Genomic DNA, 16,154 nt, shown 5'->3' with positions numbered 1-16,154 from the left:
AACGCCCGGCTTCTTAACGAAGCTCCGGGCGTTTATGCAATCCCTTTTTGAATCCAAATCCGCGACCGCCATCTTCTGTACATAAGAATGCCTCTGACCCATTCATCCGCGATAAATGAAATCCAGATGCCCATAAGCCCCAATCCGAAATGGATGCCGAACAGATAAGCGAGAGGCAGTCCGATACCCCACATGGAAATCATCGCCATGTAGACGGGGAATTTTGCATCTCCGGCAGCCCGCAGCGAGTTGATGATAATGACATTAAATGAACGGCCGGGCTCAAGAATGATCGTCATGGCGATCAGCATGCTCGCCGTCGCAATAATGTCAGGACTGCTTGTGAAAATTCCGATCAGCTGTTTTGAAAACAAGGTCATGATCACGGATGTCAAAGCGGCAATGCCAAGCGCCCAGTACAGACTTTTCATGCAGCGGTCATAAGCGTCGTCAAACCGTTTGGCGCCGATATATCTGCCGATCAAAATCTGTGTGCCCTGGCTGATCGCCGTTCCGAACAGCAGGATAAACATGGTGATGTTTTGTGTATAAACCTTTGTTGTAAGCGCCTGAGCGCCCATAATGGCGATAAAATAAGTGACAACCATTTGTGAAATGTTATAAGACAGCTGTTCGCCGGCAGACGGAATCCCGATTTTCAGGAGTTTCCGCAAGTGCTCTTTATGGACGTGAAAAATCTTTTGCCATGTCAGACCGAGTCCGATGCGTTTTTTGACGATCACAATCATCGCGATGAGCCCGATGATCCGCGCAAAGGACGTTGACATCGCAACACCGGCGACGCCTAACACCGGAAGGCCGAGCGGCCCGAAAATGACAAGAAAGTTTCCGGCAATATTTAAAATATTCATCCCGATCGTAACGAACATCGTATCCTTCGTATGACCGTAGCTTTTTAAAATGGCGCTGAACGTCATAATCAAAGCCTGAATGAAGGACAGCCCGCCGACCACCTGCAAAAAGACTTTGGCATCCGGCATCAATTCATTGGAAAGACCCATCACATGAAGCAGCGGAACGGCCGCAAAAAATATGGCGGCGCTGATGGCGAGACTGATGACAAAGTTCGCTCCTATTGATACATAAGCCACTTCCTGCGCCTCTTTTTTCTGTTTAGATCCTAAAAACTGTGAAATCACAATTGTCGTACCCGTAGCGATAAAGCTGAACATCACGATAATTAAATTTAAAATCTGATTGCTGACACCCACGGCCGCCACACTGTTGTCAGAGTATTGGCTAAGCATAAGAGTGTCGGCGTTTCCCATAAACATATATAATGAAACCTCAATAAATATCGGCCAAGTCAGCGCGTATAATGAGAGTTTGTGATCAGAGGATTGTTTGAATGCAGCCCGTTTTAAAATCGCTTGTTTCATTTCTTTTAACCCCTTTCCTGAAAAAATCAACGTTTAAAAGTGTACCTCCATTTTCTTATAATAAAAAGGGAGAGAAACGAAACTTCTTGCAAAAATCCGACTTAAAAAGGAGGGCCGGAAATATGTCCTTTCTCGAGTTCACAGTCCCTCCGTTCCCGGTCTTTATCGCTGCGGGAGAAGGAGTGTTCAAAAAAGGCGAAACCCATGTGAGACGGGTCTTCCCGGTGTTTGATCTGCTGTATGTGAAAGAAGGCGTCCTCTACATTACAGAAGACGAAAACGCCTTTTCCGTTGAAGCGGGAGAATATATTCTGCTTTCTCCCGGGCTTGAACATTACGGAACAAAAGGCAGTGAAGAAACGACATCCTATTCGTGGCTTCATTTTGAAGGAGCGGATTATGAGGTGACGGAAACCACCGGGAACAACTGGTCGGAGCTGAGGCGAAAAAAAGGGAGCTTTGAAGAGCCGTCCCGCTACCGCTTGTCCCTGCCGCAAAAAGGGAAGGTGAGACGCCCGCAGTTTATGGCCGGGCAATTCAGTGTGCTGACAGATGAAAGCGCCGAGAACTCCGACCTGCCGCTCAGAAAGCAGATTCTGTTTGAAGAGCTGCTGCTCCATCTTCAGAAAGAAGCGTTCCAAATCCCGTCCGCAAAGGAAAGAGTCGCATGGGAGGCCGCCCGGTACCTGCAGGAGCACTATCAGGAGAAAACAACCATCAAAGCGCTCTCTTCGGCTCTTCATTACAACCAAGACTACGTGACCCGCTGCATGCAGCAGGTGCTCGGCGTCACGCCCGGCCAGTATACGAACAAAGTCAGAATGACGGAGGCGAAACGTCTTTTGTCCGCAACCAATGACAAAATGGGGGCGATCGCGGACGCCATCGGCATGGAGGACCCAACCTATTTTTCCAAACTGTTTAAACAGATTGAAGGCATTTCGCCGCTTGAATACCGCAAATTCGTAAGCCGGAAAACGGACTGACCTAATACCAGAGAACAGAAGAGGGATCGGTAAGCATGAAAATGACAATTTACGACGTGGCCGAAAAAGCGGGCGTCTCCATCTCGACCGTCTCGCGGGTCATCAACAATACGGGGAGGATCAGTGACAAAACCCGCCGGATGGTGCTCCGTGTCATGGAGGAGATGGACTATCATCCGAATGTTCACGCATCCGCTTTGACGGGCAAAAAGACGAATATGATCGGCCTGATCACCCCGGACATTTCAAACCCGTTTTTCGGGGAACTGGCGAAAAGCATTGAAGACAGCGCCGGTGTACTTGGGTTTCATATCATTATCTGCAGCACCGATTATCAGCCTGAAAAAGAAACGAAGTATTTTTCGATGCTGCGGCAGAAGCAGGCGGACGGCATTATATTCGCGACGGGACTTGATCATGATGACAGCGTCACGGCGCTTGATGATATTGTGAAATCGGGCATCCCGCTTGCGATGATTACGCAGGATAAACCGCTCGCGCCGATGGACGTCGTCATTATCGATGACTTTCTCGGCGGCTATACGGCGGCTGAGCATCTCATATCTTTAGGCCATGAAAGAATCGCCTGTATCGTCGGAAACGGCTCGACCACGGGTGAAAGAGACAGAATCAAAGGTTTTCAAAAAGCGCTGCGGGAAGCGGGGATGACACTAGATGAATCGCTGGTCATACCGACGGAATATTCGCTGGAAAGCGGAAAACAGGCAGCGGGCGAGCTGTTTGACAGAGACCTTCCGACCGCCGTTTTCGCCTTTAATGATGTCTTGTCATGTGCGGCGATACAGGCGGCGCGCTCCCGGGGCATTCGGGTGCCGGAAGACTTGTCCGTCATCGGCTTTGACAATACCATTCTCGCTGAAATGACGGCACCGCCGCTCACGACGATTTCTCAGCCGATCCGCGAAATGGGGCGGCGTGTCGTTGAACTTCTCATTGATGAGATTCAAGGGAAGAAAAAAACAAAAAGCAAAATCATTTTATCTCCGGAACTCGTCATCAGGCATTCTACGGCACCGGTAAAAACGCGCCCTCAGCGATAAGGCGCGTTTTTTTCTGTGAAAAACATTGTCAAACGAGCGAAAAGCATTGTAAAATTAAAACAGCTTTTGAGAAAGCGCTTGCGCAAATACTGCGGATTGCAAGCAAAGAAAGCAAACAGCTTGAGTTGTAAATAAAGCGCTTTCAAAATAATGATTTCTGTTTAATAAGAGAAACCGCTTGCGCCATTACGGCATGCGGCCTCAAGAAAAAGGAGCGGTGATAGATGACAGATCAAGTCAGGTGTGCGGTGCTGGGATTAGGACGATTAGGGTATTTTCATGCGAAGCATTTAGCCGGCGAAGTGCGGGGAGCCGAGCTTGCGGCCGTCTGTGACCCGATGAAGGGGAAGGCGGAAGCGTGTGCGAAAGAATTAGGAATCGCCAAATGGACGGAGAATCCGTATGAACTGCTGGAAGATCTCACGGTTGACGCCGTCATCATTGTCACGCCGACAAGTACACATGCGGAAATGATCATGAAGGCGGCTGAAAACGGCAAGCACATCTTTGTTGAAAAGCCGCTCACCCTGAGTCTTGAGGAATCGATAAAAGTCATGAAAAAAATCGAAGAAACGGACGTCATCTGCCAGGTCGGTTTTATGAGGCGGTTTGATCCGGCATACGCCGACGCGAAAAGAAGAATCGACGCCGGGGAAATCGGCAGACCCATTTATTATAAAGGATTTACAAGAGATCAAGGCGCACCGCCCGCGGAATTTATCAAACATAGCGGAGGGCTTTTCATTGACTGCTCGATTCATGATTACGACATCGCGAGATATCTCATGAATGCCGAGGTTACGTCTGTCAGCGGGCACGGGAGGATTTTAAAGCACCCGTTCATGGAGGAGTGCGGCGATGTCGATCAGGCATTAACGTATCTTGAGTTTGATTCGGGCGCGGCCGGCGATGTGGAGGCAAGCCGAAATTCTCCGTACGGCCATGACATCCGCGCGGAAATTATCGGGACGGAGGGAAGCATTTTAGTCGGCACGCTGCGGAAAAGCCATGTCACCATTTTAACGGAGTCAGGCAGCAGCTACGAAATTATTCCGGATTTTCAAGCCCGCTTTAAAGACGCTTACCGTCTGGAGCTTGAGCACTTTGCCGAATGTGTGAAAAAAGGGGAAACGCCGATTGTGACAGACATCGATGCCGCGATTAACTTAAAAATCGGGATCGCCGCGACGGAATCTTTTAAAACCGGAAGGCCTGTAAAGCTTACCCCGGGCGCCCCCGGCTATGCCGGATTATGATAGATTCGAAGTAAAAAAGCAAAGGCCCGGCATGCCTTTGCTTTTTTATGATTCATATGAGAAAAAAATGTAGTCAGTCGGCACGCCTTTATAGCCCATTTGGTGAAGCATCGCGCTTATATTGCCGCGATGGTATGTGCCGTGATTCACAATATGCCGGATCACATCGGCATATGTCGTCCGGAGCGTTCCCATGCGCGGATGAGAAATGGAGATCGGGCCTTTCGTGTTCTCCATTTCTCTTAAAAATTCGCTGTATTCTTTGTCCAGTTCAGTCATTCTATGTTCAATCGCCTCAAAATCTCCGTCAAGCTTTTCAAATTGATCAAACTGCGAGACGATTTGTTCGTAAGTTTCTCCGTAAAGCACGTGAAGCCAAATGTAATCAGCCCGGCATATATGCACAAGCACGGCGTTCAAAGTCGGAAAAACACTATCCAGTTCCTGCTGTAAGCTTGCCGCGGGCAGGGTCTTCAGATGCTGAATAACTTGCTCATTTGCCCATCTGTGGTAGTGATACAGCTTTAAAATGTCTGACATTCCAATTCCCCCTTTTCCTTCCGGTACATTCAACATGGCCTGGCCGAATTCCTTTTATCGAAACAAAAGCGCCGCAAAATAAAAAGCAGCACCCCACATCACCAATGCCGAGCATTGATTCAGGATGCCGAGGAGCCGGCCGCCTGTATCCGCGGTTTCGTTTAATAAAAGATTACGTCACGATGGCGCCGAGCGCTTCTGCGAATGTAACGGCATGAGACGGAGAGATGCGGCATCCTTTCAGCTTATCAAGCGAGACGTGCAGATGATCAAATGTGCACGTGCTGATATCCATATTAAAAAGAGACGTGCCGATGAAGTTTGCGCCGTTCAAATCACAGACGTCAAGATCTGTGTATTCAAGAACAGCATCATTCCACTCACTTTCTGAAAGGCCGCACGAGTCAAAACGGACATGCTTCATATTGGAATAGCTGAAGGAGCTGTAATTTGCGAGGCAGTCTTCAAACCGTACATGACGCATGGCGGAATCCGCCAGATTCAAGCCGAGAAGTTTTGAATGCTGAAACGCCGTTCTATGGATGATGCTTCCGCTGAAATCAGCGTTTGAGACATCACATTTGTCAAACAGGACATCCGTACATTCCATATGTCTGAAAGAGACATCCGTAAAAACGGTGTTTCTGAAAATGACTTTTTCGGCGCGCAGGCCGTCCAGTTTGCCGTTTACGATGCCGTTTTCAATGATGACTTCTTTGAGCTCCTCATCCTGAAGCGCTTCAGTGAAAGAAAGCACCGGCAATTCTTTCGGGATTTTCGGTTTTTGGATCGTATTCATCTCATACTCCCTTTTCTAAACATAATAGCTGAAATCGGCAATTGGCAGATATCGTTTTCGCCCCTGCCCACCCTTGCCGAATTGCGTGTTGCTTACTGAACAAAGGGTAATATCAAAGCGGGATCGCGTCAATAGCGGCGCTTATAAAAGCTTCATTTCGTTTGAACTCATCCGGCACGCCGAAAGATAACAAAACAAAGCCCTTATAAGGGATGCCAAGGGCTTTTGTCTGTTTCAGGCGAGTTCTTTATACATGATCACATGCGGGCCGATGCCGGGTATGTCAAAGGGGCTGCCCGTGCTTTTCCAGCCGAGCTTTTCGTAATATCCCTTCACGTGGCATCTGGCGTTGCACCAGACAAGCGCCGCCCCCATATCTGCCAGTTTTCGTTCCGCATAGGCGATTAACGTGCTTCCCGCTTTTTGCGTCCGGTATTCTTCAAGCGTTGCCATGCCGCGCAGCTGGTAGGCGGGCGCCGCCTGTAAAGCCTGCTGGTTCTGTGGGTAGAAAGAAGCGATGCTGATCAATGTCCCGTCGTAAAAACCTCCGAGATGAAATGCTCCTTTGACGCTGTCCTGATCATATTTACAATCCTCAATCGTCTGATGGGGGCGCAGCACGCTGTGTCTGATCGCGTATGTGTCTTCTGCGGTGATGGGTTTTACTTCAACCATGAAAAAATCCTCCTTTGCTTGATTCTTTTTCTGTATCGTACCATGAAAAAGCCGCCTGTCGTATCAGGCGGCCTCTTCCGCGTCAATGCAAATATACATCAGCCCGCTTTTCATCCTTTTGCTTAATATAAGCTGCAAGTTCTGATGTCAAATCAGAACGGAGAAACGGGGTGATTAAATAAATTCCGTTAAACAGTTCGCACGCCGTGTCGAGAAGCGACTTGGCGATGGCGAGGCCTTCGGTTTTCTGCTTTTGCTTGTCTTCGCCGGCGAGCGCCATTTTTTCCCGGATGCTGTCTGACAGCTTAATGCCCGGGATTTCATGATGAATAAACTCTGCGTTGCGGCTGCTCGTTAACGGCATAATTCCGATATACACCGGTGTTTTGAGATGTTTCGTTTCATGATGAATGTCAATGAGCTGCTGCTCCGAGTAGACAGGCTGGGACACGAAGTAGTCAGCTCCGCACTCGATTTTTTTCTCCAGCCGTTTTACCGCTTTATCAAGATGGCGGACATTCGGATTAAATGCTCCGGCTACGGAAAAGTTCGTTTTCTTGCCGAGCGGTTTCCCTGATAAAGAAATGCCTTCGTTGAATTGTTTAATCAGCCTGATCAAGTCAAAGGACGTTAAATCATAGACGGAGGTAGCCCCCGGAAAGTCGCCGATTTTTGAAGGATCGCCCGTGATGGCTAAAATGTCGGTGAGCCCGAGCGTATCCAGCCCCATTAAATGTGACTGAAGGCCGATGATGTTGCGGTCTCTGCATGTAATGTGAACGAGAGAACGGATATCAAGGCGTTCTTTCAGCAATGAACCGCAGGCGGCATTGCTGATCCGCGGTGTCGCCAATGAATTGTCGGCGAGCGTCAGCGCTTCTATGCCGGTTTCTTTTAATTCAGCCGCCGCTTGCAGAAATTTGTCAAAATTCAATTTTTTCGGCGGATCAAGCTCTACGATAATTGACCGTTTTTGAGCGGCGATTTCGTTTAAACCCGGCTCGGTCCGTTCATTCCGGACGGAGATGACTTCTTCTTCACGTCTGATTTTCACTTCTTTATCAGTGACGGGAGAAAGTCCGCAGACCGCTTCAGCCATGGCTCTGATATGGTTTGGCGTCGTACCGCAGCAGCCGCCGATAATGCGCGCGCCCTGAGTGCGGAACTGTACGGCGCTCTCCCGGAAATAGGCATCGTCCGTATCATAAACAAGCCGGCCTTCTTCTAAAGACGGGAGGCTGCTGTTCGGATAGACCGATAAATAAGCGTCACGGAATATCGGCACTTCGGTGAGCGCTTCAATCATGTGGTACGGGCCGAGCCGGCAATTGATTCCCGTTATGTCAGCGCCGAGATCGGCAATTGACCTGAGGGCTTCCCGAAGCGGCGTTCCGTCCTGCAGCACGCCCTGTTCGTGCATGGATACATTCAGCATAATCGGAAGTTCCGTTTCTTTTCTCGCTATCTTCAGCACTTCGCGCGCCTCTTCTAAATCATAGTATGTTTCCAGGAGCAGACCGTCCGGCTCTTCGTAAAGCAATAAATAAAGCTGCTCCCGAAAGCTGCGTTTAATCTCCTCCAGGCTGTAGGCGTTTTTGTTAAATGTGCGGATGCCGCCCATCGTTCCCAATACATAAGCGCCGTCTGAGGAAGCGCGCGCGATTCTGACCGCCTCCTGATTGATTTTTTTCGTTTCATCCTCAAGTCCGTATCTTGAGAGCTTAATAAAATTCGCGCCGTACGTATTTGTCTGGATGATGTCTGCCCCGGCTTCGACGTAAGCCTTATGTATCCGCTTGATTTCCTCGGGCTTTGATACGTTCAGTTCCTCAAAACATCTGTCAATGCCGTAGGAATAGAGGAGAGTGCCCATCGCGCCGTCCCCGATTAAAATCCGTTCTTTTAAGTCTTGTAATAGTCCCATTGTTTGCCTCCTTCGTCGCATTCAGCAAGGAAAAAAGAGAAATAAAAAAAGTCTTCTTAAGAAGAAGACTTTGTAATCATTTGTCTCTCTTCTTATCTTCCAAGCTGTTTTTAGCTTGCTGGATTTAGCACCTTGGTCATGGTTTGGGTTAAACCATTACACCGGTTGCTGAAGCGTCGTCGGGCCAGTCCCTCGGCTTCTCTTGATAAGAACGTTCATGTAATTGTCATGGGTTTCCAAAACTTAACTGTGAAAATCCCTTTCTCCAAATTTACCGAAAATAGAGACAATAATCAATAGGAATCACATAATTTATCTAAAATTAATAAATTGAACGTCAATCGGCAGGTCTGCCCCGCGGACGGCTGCAATAATCTGCTGCAGATCATCTTTATTTTTTCCGGTGACGCGCACTTGGTCGTCCTGAATCTGCGACTTGACCTTCAAGCCGGAGTTTTTAATCACCGCGTTGATTTTTTTGGCGCTGTCTTTATCAATGCCCTGTACAAGCTTCGCGCGCTGGCGCACCGTGCCCCCTGAGGCATTTTCGATTTTGCCGTATTCAATGTTTTTCGTCGGCACGTCCCGTTTGATCAGCTTGCCGCTCAGCACATCTTTGAGCTGATTCAGTTTAAACTCGTCATCAGAAATCAGGACAAGTTCTTCCTTTTCTAAAGTTACATCGCTTTTAGATCCTTTAAAGTCATAGCGCGTGCCGATTTCTTTCAGCGTCATCTGAATCGCATTCTGCACTTCGGGAAATTCAACTTTGGATACAATATCAAAAGAACTTTCTTTTGCCATGAGAAAACCTCCTATAACATTTCACTTATGAGTTGATTATAGTAGAATAAAGAGAAATGTCCAACTGCATAAAGCATGAATTTATGCATATTGGAAAAAATGAGAAAAACATCAGCCCCATACGGGCGAATCAGGAAGGACGATAACATGAGACCAGGGCAGCAGCTCACGCTTAGTATAGATCACCAAACCGATTTCGGTTATTTTTTAACCGACGGCGAGGATACGGTTCTTTTACATAACAGTGAAATTACAGAGGATATTGAAGACAGAGATGAAGTGGACGTATTTATTTACGTCGATCATCAGGAAAGACTCGCGGCGACGATGAAAAAGCCGCTCATCAGCTTTTATGACTACGGATGGGTGGAAGTGACGGACGCTGTGGAGGATATGGGCGTATTCGTCGACGTCGGTCTGTCAAAAGACGCGCTCGTCGCAACGGAGCACCTGCCTCCGTACAAATCCGTCTGGCCGCAAAAAGGCGACAGACTGTATTGCATGCTGAAGGTGACAAGCCGCGGACGCATGTTTGCCAAGCCGGCGCCTGAGGATATCATCAGTGAATTATTTACGGATGCAGAGGAAGACGTCATGAATAAAGACCTGACAGGCACGGTGTACAGACTGATCGCATCAGGCTCTTTTCTGATTACCGATGAAGGCATCCGCGCGTTTATTCACCCTTCAGAAAGAAAAGAAGAGCCGAGACTCGGCAGCCGCGTGACGGGGCGTGTCATCGAGGTGAAGGAAGACGGCTCCGTCAACATGTCCCTGCTGCCGAGAAAGCAGGATGCGCTTTCGGTTGACGCGGAGGAGATTCTGACCTATCTGAGATCAAGAAACGGCGCGATGCCTTACGGAGACAAAAGCGATCCTGACGATATCCGCGAACGGTTTCATTTAAGCAAAGCCGCCTTTAAGCGGGCGCTCGGGCACCTGATGAAAAACGGCAAAGTGTATCAGAAAGACGGCTGGACATACGAAAAACAATAAATTTTCTGCAAAAACATCGGTGAACCAAAACCGGTGTTTTTTATTTTCTCAAAAGCTTCTATGCCCTCATTTGTTTATCACCCTGCCGAACATACATATTTTATTGAAATAAAATATTCTGACATCCGAACCGATATATAACTATAGAAAAAAACAAAAGGAGAGTTTCAATGAGAAAAATGGCGATATTTGCGGCTGTACTGCTGCTTGCGCTCAGCACGGCGGGATGTGCCGGCAAATCCGAGGGGGCGGCGGCTGAAAAAACGAAAACAATCGGCATCATGCTGACAGACAACGGCCTCGGCGACCAATCATTTAATGATTCAGGCTTTCAAGGTTTGATGAAAGCAAGAGACGAGCTCGGCATCACATTTGATTACAGAGAAATAAAAGACACCGGTACGTACGAAAAAGGACTGACCCAGCTTGTCCGGGAAGGCAATGATCTTGTTGTGGGGCTCGGTTACAGCATGCAGGCGGATTTAGAAAAGGTCGCCAAAAAATATCCGAAGCAGCGGTTTGTGCTGATTGATTCTGTATCAGACCTGGATAATGTCACCTCCGTCACGTTTAAAGAGGATGAAGGAAGCTTCTTAGCCGGAGCGCTCGCGGCTATGACGAGCAAAACCGGCACGATCGGATTTATCGGCGGTTCAGATGCCGACGTCATTAAACGGTTTAAGAAAGGCTATCTGAAAGGCGCGGAATCAGTCAAACCGAACATCCGCGTGCTGTCGGAAATCAGCGGTACGTTTGATGATGATAAGCTCGGGAAGCGCATCGCCAAAAACATGATCCGAAAAAAAGCCGATGTCCTGTTTACGGCGGCCGGCTTCACGGGTGTCGGCGCACTGAAAGAAGCGGAGGCGCGAAAAGTATACGCCATCGGTGTTGACAGCGATCAATATTACACCGCCGAGCACGCCGTTATCTCTTCTTTAGTGAAAAACGTCGACCATGTCATCTATGAATTGGCGAAAGATTTAAAAGACAACAAGGAGATCAAAAGCGGTGAGATCGTTTACGGACTGAAGGAAAACGGCATGGACTTAGCCAAGATCAGAGTTGTCAAAAACGCAGGCGGGCTGACGAAAAAGATCACGGATATGAAAAACAGTCTGATTGAAAAAGGAGGCGATCGGAAGTGACATTACGGACAAGGCTGCTCGTTAACGCAGCCGTTACGATGATTTGCTTCGCCGCCGTCATCGGCTTTACCATCGTAAACATGATGAAGATTCAGGCTTCAAATGAAGATGAAGTGGACGCGCTGTTAAACGTCCAGGAAGCAAAAGCCGACCTTAATACGTTAAAAGAAAGCATAACCGGTTATTCCTATACGCTCGCAGACGCCCAGAGAGAAGATGTACGAAGCTATATGAAAAGCAGCTCAGACAAACTGGCGGCGCTCAAAAAAACGATGACGGACGATGCGGACAAAGCCGCTTATGACAAACTCGCCAAAAAATACGAATCGTGGCAGGCGGAGGCGGACGCTGCTCTTGATTCGAAAAGCCCGGCTGAAGCGACAAGGACGGCGGCCCGCATCAACGGTCTTCTGAATGATATTTATATGCTGAATCTGAAAAGCCGGGATCACTATGAAGACATGCAGAAGCAGACGGCTGACCAGATTCAGTTTATCGTTTACAGCGCAGCCGTGCTGACCATCGTGATACTTGCTGTCACCGTCATATCTTCCATCAGGCTGACGAAGAGAATTGCAGGGCCGATCCGCCGCATGGCTGAAAATGCCCGTCGTATTGCAGCGGGGAACCTTGCCGTTGAAATGCTTGATTATAAAGGGAAGGACGAACTGAAAGAGCTGAATGACTCATTCGGAATGATGGCTGAACAGCTCCGCACCTTAATTCAGGCGATCGGAGAGGTCGGCCGTGAAGTCGAGACTTTTGCGGAAGGTTTGACGAAGGAAAACCAGACGCTGAAGGACATGACCGAGCAGGTGTCCGTATCGACGGAAGAAATGGCGCAAGGCTCCCAAACCATTTCAGAAGATCTGCAGCATGCGGTGCAATTCATTGAACAAATGGATGAACATTCAAAGGCGAACGCCGAACGTTCAAAACAAACGACGAGAAGCAGCGAAGAGACGATTGCTGCGGTGGCTGCGGGGCGAGGTGCTTTAGCCGAGACCAAGCAAGCCATTGATAAAAGCAATGAGACATCAAAAGAGATTTCCGAAGCCGCCGATCTCTTCATAGAGCATGCGGCAGGCATCAGTATGATGGCGCAGACCGTTTCCGACATTGCGGGCCAGACCAATCTGCTGTCCTTAAACGCCGCAATCGAGGCGGCCAGAGCAGGCGAGGCCGGAAAAGGATTTGCCGTCGTTGCCGAGGAGATACGGAAGCTCGCAGACGGATCAGCCAAAGCGACCGCGCAGATTTTCGATATGGTAAAGCAAATTGAAGACGGCATCACATCTATTACCGGAGCTGTCACGACCGGCGTCGCTTTAGCGGACAGACAGCAGGAGCTGATGGAGAAAACGTCAGAATCATTCGCCCATATTGAACAAAAAGCCGCCCATATTAAGGCGGAGCTTACTCAATTGGACGGACGGATCATCGAATCGAAACAGCTTGGTGAGCAAGTGCTGCATCATGCCGAAAGCATCAGCGCTGTCGTTCAGGAAACGGCTGCAGGAAGCGAAGAGATTTCTGCCTCCGCGCTTGAGCAGCTGTCTTCTTTTCATAAAATGGCGGAAAGCGTCAATAATCTGGTGAGCCTGACAGAGCGGTTTAACGATCAGGTCCGCCGGTTTACTTTGTAACAGACATCCGTGCGCAAAAAACAGCCCTCTTTCTTCTAAGACAAGAGGGCTGTTTTGCTTTTACAGATGGTCCGGTTTTTTGGAATTCTGGTTTTTTCCCGCCTGCCGGTTTTTTTCGGCAAGCCGGTTCTTTTTCTGATTTACGGCGTTATTGTCCAACGGTTTTTTGTCATCATCTTTCATGCGGCAAAGCCTCCCTTCTGTCCGTTAGGATGCCCGCCCGCATTGAAATTATGGCTTCAGGAAAAAAATCGCGAGCGTGCCCGGCCCGGAGTGGGCGCCGATCGCAGAGCCGATTGAATGAAGAATGATTTCTTTCGGATGGAACGCTTCTTCAATCATTTCCTTCATCCCAATCGCCGTCTCTTCATTATCTGCATAGCTGATTCCCACGGTTTGATCCGCCCAATCGCCGCCTTCTTCCTTCATCATTTCTATAATCCGTTTAAACAGTTTCTTCTGTCCGCGCAATTTTTCGAGCGGCACGAGCCTGCCGTCATCCACATGCAGAATCGGTTTGATGTTCAAAAGCCCCCCGACAAAAGCGGACGTTTTTGAAATTCTGCCGCCCCGTGCGAGATAGGCGACGTCATCGACCGTAAATATATGTTTCATCCGTGCGCAAAAGTTCTTTACAGACGTTTCGATTTCTTGTATTGTATTCCCGTTAACACAGAGTGTTTGCGCGTGCATCACCGCGAGGCCGCAGCCCAATGAAGCGCATTTGGAATCTACAATCCGTAAATCAAAATCGGGAAATTCCTCTTTTACTTCATTGGCGATCATTACGGCCGTCTGATAGGTGCCGGAAAGACCTGAGGAAAAGGCGATGTATATCGCCGGTTCTCCCAGTTCCGCGTATTGTAAAAATACTTTTTTTATCGTATCCGGTGATGCCTGGGATGTTTTCGGAACTTTCCCTTCCCGCATCGCTTGAAAGATATGATCCGCCTGAATGGTGACCGCGTCCTCATATTCGTTTCCGTCAAGTGTTACGTGCAGCGGAATGAACCCGATCCGGTTTTCTTCAATATAAGATTTCGGCAGGTCAGAGGCGCTGTCAGCAATAAGGTGAACTGTCATCATAATTCCCTTCTTTCCGGTTGGTGAGAGTGATGCCAACTATATCATATAAATTTGGCAAAATAGTGTTCAAAACTTTATTTTAAGGGAAAAGCTAATAATGAAAATGAGCGGAGGAGCAAGCCATGGTACTAGAACAAGTAAAAAAATTAGCAATCGTCGTCATCGGCGCGTTTCTGTATGCGGCGGGACTGAATTTATTCCTGATACCGGCGAATGTATATGCCAGCGGTTTTACCGGTGTCGCCCAGCTGCTGTCAAGCGTCGTTGATCAATACGCCCCCTTTTATATTTCGACAGGAGTTCTCATGTTCCTCTTAAACATTCCCATCGGTGTGTTAGGGTGGCTGAAAGTCGGCAGATCATTCACCGTGTACAGCATATTAAGCGTAGCGCTGACGTCCGTCTTTATGGGGATTCTCCCGGAAATGAGACTGTCACACGATATTCTTCTGAATACCGTATTCGGAGGAGTCATCTCAGCTATCGGCATCGGTTTAACGCTGAAATTCGGCGCTTCGACAGGCGGTCTTGATATCGTGTCGATGGTGCTGGCCAAATGGAAGGATAAACCGGTCGGCACATATTTCTTCATTTTGAACGGGATTATCATTTTGACGGCAGGATTATTGCAAGGATGGGAGAAAGCATTATATACCCTTGTCGCTCTGTATGTCACAACAAGGGTGATTGACGCCATTCACACGCGCCACATGAAACTGACCGCCATGATCGTTACAAAAAAAGCTGATGAAATCAAAGAAGCGATTTACGGGAAAATGGTCCGAGGCATTACGACGGTGCCGGCAAAAGGCGCTTACACAAACGAACAGAAAGAAATGATGATCATCGTCATCACGCGGTACGAATTGTATGACCTTGAGAAAATCGTGAAAGAAGTCGACCCGAAAGCCTTCACAAACATCGTGCAAACGACGGGGATCTTTGGTTTCTTCAGAAAAGACTGATAGGAGCGGATAGAATGAAGTGGCTGTTTGGCCTGTTATTACCGGTCATTTTATTGATCGGATGCAGCAGTCAATCCGGGCAGAAGGAGCCCGCTGAGGAGGTATCCGGAGAGATGAATGAACAGCAAGCGGAATTAGCCGTAAATCCTGTGCAGACAGATCAGCAGATCGAATTTCAAATGTCTTTAAAAAACAAAAGCGAAAGCCCGATCGATTTCACATTCAGCTCAGGGCAGAAATTCGAACTGACCGTACATGACCAACATCACAAAGAACTGTACCGCTATTCAAAAGACAAAATGTTTACCCAGGCGTTTCAGACCGTGACCTTAATGCCGAATGAAACGTATGACTTTTCAGATGTGTGGAAAAACGTGCCCGGTCCGGGAACATACACGGTGACGGTGACGTTTTTAGGGAAGTCCGATCAGATCGGAAAAAGACTGAAAACGGTAAAAACATTTGAAGTAAAATAAAAAAGCGGCGCCCTCATCTAAACGGGGCGCCTTTTTTTATTGCAATTTCTCCAGCTGATCCTGAAATTGGTGCAGCTGCTGACGTTCTGCATCCGTCGAATTGGCGTACGCGGAAGACACGGCATTTTTGGCGCGTGAGACAGCTTTTTCCTGGTCGCCGTCCTCGAAACCGTTAGCAATCATGACGGCCTGCTGGACAAATGACTTGGCTTGAGAAAACAGTTCGTTTCTCATTAAAAGTCAACCTGCCTTTCAGCCGAATCTTTTGCTGCATCATGCTGTGCTTCCTCTAATGTAGACCGATATGGAAATCTTGCGTCATGAAGACTGACAGAGTCCTTGCCTTGCTGAATAAACCGTTTTGATTTGTTTCGTTTACCCATTGCAATGTC

Annotated in this window: 18 protein-coding genes and 1 riboswitch; of the genes, 8 read left to right on the top strand and 10 right to left on the bottom strand. The window is 48.3% G+C overall.

The window, feature by feature from the left end; genetic code table 11:
• Nucleotides 1–32: 32 nt before the first annotated feature.
• Nucleotides 33–1,400: an MATE family efflux transporter gene (locus C5I45_RS14100; protein ID WP_003155121.1), complete on the bottom strand. Its 1,368-nt coding sequence runs from the start codon at nt 1,398–1,400 to the stop codon at nt 33–35.
• A gap of 122 nt (nt 1,401–1,522) precedes the next feature.
• On the opposite strand from C5I45_RS14100, the gene C5I45_RS14095 reads away from it, so the two are divergent.
• The 3 genes from C5I45_RS14095 to iolG all read left to right on the top strand — a co-directional run bounded on the left by C5I45_RS14095 (nt 1,523) and on the right by iolG (nt 4,703).
• The gene (locus tag C5I45_RS14095) at nt 1,523–2,386 is read left to right on the top strand and encodes an AraC family transcriptional regulator (protein WP_003155120.1); all 864 of its coding nucleotides are present in this window, start codon (nt 1,523–1,525) and stop codon (nt 2,384–2,386) included.
• A gap of 35 nt (nt 2,387–2,421) precedes the next feature.
• On the top strand, nt 2,422–3,447 hold the full coding sequence (locus tag C5I45_RS14090) for a LacI family DNA-binding transcriptional regulator (protein ID WP_107994456.1): 1,026 nt from the start codon (nt 2,422–2,424) through the stop codon (nt 3,445–3,447).
• Between the two features lie 224 nt (nt 3,448–3,671).
• Entirely contained in the window at nt 3,672–4,703 is a 1,032-nt protein-coding gene (gene iolG / locus C5I45_RS14085) for a scyllo-inositol 2-dehydrogenase (RefSeq protein WP_107994455.1), read from the top strand.
• Between the two features lie 45 nt (nt 4,704–4,748).
• On the opposite strand, the gene C5I45_RS14080 is transcribed toward iolG, so the two are convergent.
• The 5 genes from C5I45_RS14080 to C5I45_RS14055 form a co-directional block, all read right to left on the bottom strand.
• Entirely contained in the window at nt 4,749–5,243 is a 495-nt protein-coding gene (locus C5I45_RS14080; protein WP_003155117.1) for a DinB family protein, read from the bottom strand.
• Between the two features lie 172 nt (nt 5,244–5,415).
• Nucleotides 5,416–6,042: a pentapeptide repeat-containing protein gene (locus C5I45_RS14070; RefSeq protein WP_014304763.1), complete on the bottom strand. Its 627-nt coding sequence runs from the start codon at nt 6,040–6,042 to the stop codon at nt 5,416–5,418.
• Between the two features lie 234 nt (nt 6,043–6,276).
• On the bottom strand, nt 6,277–6,717 hold the full coding sequence (locus C5I45_RS14065; protein ID WP_007409151.1) for a GNAT family N-acetyltransferase: 441 nt from the start codon (nt 6,715–6,717) through the stop codon (nt 6,277–6,279).
• A gap of 82 nt (nt 6,718–6,799) precedes the next feature.
• Nucleotides 6,800–8,641: a bifunctional homocysteine S-methyltransferase/methylenetetrahydrofolate reductase gene (locus C5I45_RS14060; protein WP_107994454.1), complete on the bottom strand. Its 1,842-nt coding sequence runs from the start codon at nt 8,639–8,641 to the stop codon at nt 6,800–6,802.
• Between the two features lie 89 nt (nt 8,642–8,730).
• Nucleotides 8,731–8,853, bottom strand: a riboswitch (SAM riboswitch).
• A gap of 100 nt (nt 8,854–8,953) precedes the next feature.
• Nucleotides 8,954–9,445, bottom strand: a complete 492-nt coding sequence (locus C5I45_RS14055; protein WP_003155112.1) for a YajQ family cyclic di-GMP-binding protein — start codon at nt 9,443–9,445, stop codon at nt 8,954–8,956.
• A gap of 99 nt (nt 9,446–9,544) precedes the next feature.
• Here C5I45_RS14055 and C5I45_RS14050 point away from each other — a divergent pair, with 99 nt between their 5' ends.
• The 3 genes from C5I45_RS14050 to C5I45_RS14040 all read left to right on the top strand — a co-directional run bounded on the left by C5I45_RS14050 (nt 9,545) and on the right by C5I45_RS14040 (nt 13,235).
• On the top strand, nt 9,545–10,441 hold the full coding sequence (locus C5I45_RS14050; RefSeq protein WP_169539338.1) for a CvfB family protein: 897 nt from the start codon (nt 9,545–9,547) through the stop codon (nt 10,439–10,441).
• 170 nt (nt 10,442–10,611) lie between these two features.
• Nucleotides 10,612–11,589, top strand: coding sequence for a BMP family lipoprotein (locus C5I45_RS14045; RefSeq protein ID WP_107994453.1), 978 nt, complete (start codon nt 10,612–10,614; stop codon nt 11,587–11,589).
• Entirely contained in the window at nt 11,586–13,235 is a 1,650-nt protein-coding gene (locus C5I45_RS14040; protein WP_107994452.1) for a methyl-accepting chemotaxis protein, read from the top strand. The genes C5I45_RS14045 and C5I45_RS14040 overlap by 4 nt, the downstream gene beginning before the upstream one ends.
• 60 nt (nt 13,236–13,295) lie before the next feature.
• On the opposite strand, the gene C5I45_RS14035 is transcribed toward C5I45_RS14040, so the two are convergent.
• On the bottom strand, nt 13,296–13,418 hold the full coding sequence (locus tag C5I45_RS14035) for a hypothetical protein (protein ID WP_003155105.1): 123 nt from the start codon (nt 13,416–13,418) through the stop codon (nt 13,296–13,298).
• A 48-nt stretch (nt 13,419–13,466) separates the two neighbouring features.
• Entirely contained in the window at nt 13,467–14,318 is an 852-nt protein-coding gene (locus tag C5I45_RS14030) for a DegV family protein (RefSeq protein ID WP_043866975.1), read from the bottom strand.
• 125 nt (nt 14,319–14,443) lie between these two features.
• On the opposite strand from C5I45_RS14030, the gene C5I45_RS14025 reads away from it, so the two are divergent.
• Complete coding sequence (locus C5I45_RS14025; RefSeq protein WP_003155101.1) at nt 14,444–15,286, top strand: YitT family protein; 843 nt, start codon at nt 14,444–14,446, stop codon at nt 15,284–15,286.
• A 14-nt stretch (nt 15,287–15,300) separates the two neighbouring features.
• Nucleotides 15,301–15,762, top strand: coding sequence for a BsuPI-related putative proteinase inhibitor (locus C5I45_RS14020; protein ID WP_003155099.1), 462 nt, complete (start codon nt 15,301–15,303; stop codon nt 15,760–15,762).
• A gap of 36 nt (nt 15,763–15,798) precedes the next feature.
• On the opposite strand, the gene C5I45_RS14015 is transcribed toward C5I45_RS14020, so the two are convergent.
• Nucleotides 15,799–15,996: a DUF3813 domain-containing protein gene (locus tag C5I45_RS14015; protein ID WP_003155097.1), complete on the bottom strand. Its 198-nt coding sequence runs from the start codon at nt 15,994–15,996 to the stop codon at nt 15,799–15,801.
• Nucleotides 15,996–16,145 carry a hypothetical protein gene (locus C5I45_RS19800; protein ID WP_003155094.1) on the bottom strand — a complete coding sequence of 50 codons (150 nt, stop codon included), beginning with the start codon at nt 16,143–16,145 and terminating at the stop codon, nt 15,996–15,998. Before C5I45_RS19800 ends, C5I45_RS14015 begins: the two co-directional genes overlap by 1 nt.
• Nucleotides 16,146–16,154: the final 9 nt, after the last annotated feature.

It is taken from the genome of Bacillus sp. ZY-1-1 (assembly GCF_003047165.1).
Lineage (GTDB): Bacteria > Bacillota > Bacilli > Bacillales > Bacillaceae > Bacillus > Bacillus velezensis.
This window is presented reverse-complemented; position numbering and strand designations above follow the sequence as displayed.